Genomic DNA, 2,074 nt, shown 5'->3' on the forward strand with positions numbered 1-2,074 from the left:
AGATATACCTCTTTCTTAACTATGCTTATTTTACCTCATATTTTCGAGATCCTTAACAGGTTCTTAGACACAGTCATATGGGAAGAAGTAAAGAGTGTATTAAGAGAACCAGATAAGATCACAAATGAGTATCAACGTCTTCTTTTAGGAGATAAGAAATTTGATAAGGATCTTGAAAAACAGGAGAATAAGCTAAAACGAATGATCTCAAATTTAATCGATGGCTACACACAAGAATATATAAGTAAGGAGGAGTTTGAGTCACGGATTAAGACAATGAGGCAACGTTTGAAAGAGATTGAAGCAGAAAAAGAAAAGGTACTTGATCAAAAAAGGCTAAAGCAGGAACTGAGTCTTATTACCGACAGCTTAAAACACTTTTCTTCAAATATTGAGTCACAGCTTGATAAAGTAGATTGGCAGACTAAGCAGAACATTATTAAGATGCTGGTTAAGCAGGTAGAAATCAACCATGATCACTTATATATAATATTCCGAATAAAAGAGCTTGCAAATTCTGATCAAAACTGGCATAATAAAATTATGCAATGTTGTACTAGTTTCCTATTGAACAAAATTGAGAAAAAAGATTGTGCTTAATATACAAGACAACGCTCCGCTCTGTAGAAAATGGATGTTCTTGGCAGTATGTGCTCTTGCTTGCTCTGGGTTACTGTCAATAATTGTTATTTTTCTACGATTGCCTTTTATCTCCTCTCTTGTTCCTTCTGCACAATATATTTTTGATAATGCGCTGGTAATACACGTGAACTTGTCAATTTTAGTGTGGATGTGCTCTATAATATCTCTGCTCTTTATCATAAACCTACAAAATACCAATAGTTGGTTTAACTTTTCATGGGTTCTATCAACCCTTTCGATGCTGCTCATGTTTATATCCGCATTCGTTCCAAACACTGAAGTTATCAAAAGTAACTATATTCCCGTATTACAAAACAAATTATTTTTACTTGGACTCAGTTTATTTATTGCCAGTATATTAGTAAATACAATGCTAGCATACACATCAAAAAAAGAGGTTTCATTTCTCTCTGTTGGGCAAATTGGGCTAGTTATTATACTTGTATCGTCATTTCTTTGCTTTGTTTTAGCATATAATAATATGCCTCCAGGTCTATATCACTCAGATAATAATTTATTTTACGAATATCTCTTTTGGGGAGGCGGACATTTATTGCAGTTTGCTTTTGCTCAAGGAATGTTTTTAGTCTATTTAATAATGCTAAGTTCCAATGATATTAGTTTAGCTTCAAACAATAAAATTACTATTTTACCACTATTTATAAACACGATTTTAGCTGTAGGCGCACCGTTTGTATATTTTGTTTATCCAGTTGATAGTGCCAAGTTAATACAGTTTTTTACTTGGCATATGAGGATTGCTGGAGCAGTTTTGCCGTGCTTTTTGATAATATTAGTGTGCTACAACATCAGAACTTTTATTAATGATAAAAGCAACTATTTATTACATTCATTTTTGTTGTTCACTTATGGAGATGTGCTCGGAGTGTTGACTATTGAAGGTAATGTCACGATTCCCGCTCATTACCATGGTTCTGTAGTTGGGATCACTATAGCTTTTATGAATTTTGTCTACTGGATGTTACCTAAATTAAACTTTAAAGAGATAAAAAGTTCCATGGTAAGATTACAGATTTATGCCTACAGTATAGGGCATTTTCTCCATATCACTGGCCTTGTGTGGCTTGGTGGATATGGTGCTTTAAGGAAGGTTGCAGATCTGCCAAGTATTTCGTCAATGTTAGCACGCACGTGCTTCGTTATAGGTGGCGCTATATCAGTTGTTGGTGGAATGTTGTTCGTAATAATTGTGCTTTTACATCTGTTAAAAGGCAAAGCGCGTACCAACTGACCCATAGAAACAAAAAAAACTTCCTTGACAAATTCCCCCAGCGCCCTTATCATGAAACTGAGGCTATTTATTTATCTTCTCTGTACAGATTAAGTGACAGAAAAACTCAAGTATCTGGCGTCCCATGTTTAATTTTTTGCACTATGTGCACCTTATGTCTTTATAAAATTTCTAGGTTTT

General features: G+C 34.3%; 1 protein-coding gene and 1 pseudogene. Both read left to right on the forward strand.

Annotation, left to right across the window (positions count from 1 at the left end; all coding sequences use genetic code 11):
• A pseudogene (locus OZD61_RS05695) lies at positions 1–600 on the forward strand (hypothetical protein); the annotation flags it as partial.
• Between the two features lie 34 nt (positions 601–634).
• Positions 635–1,894: a cbb3-type cytochrome c oxidase subunit I gene (locus tag OZD61_RS05700; RefSeq protein ID WP_338062839.1), complete on the forward strand. Its 1,260-nt coding sequence runs from the start codon at positions 635–637 to the stop codon at positions 1,892–1,894.
• Positions 1,895–2,074: the final 180 nt, after the last annotated feature.

The organism is Wolbachia endosymbiont of Drosophila bocki, from assembly GCF_028982005.1.
GTDB lineage: Bacteria > Pseudomonadota > Alphaproteobacteria > Rickettsiales > Anaplasmataceae > Wolbachia > Wolbachia pipientis.

Coding starts and splice junctions, on each gene's coding strand:
- OZD61_RS05700 (WP_338062839.1), top strand. CDS start 635: ATGTTCTTGGCAGTATGTGCTCTTGCTTGCTCTGGGTTACTGTCAATA.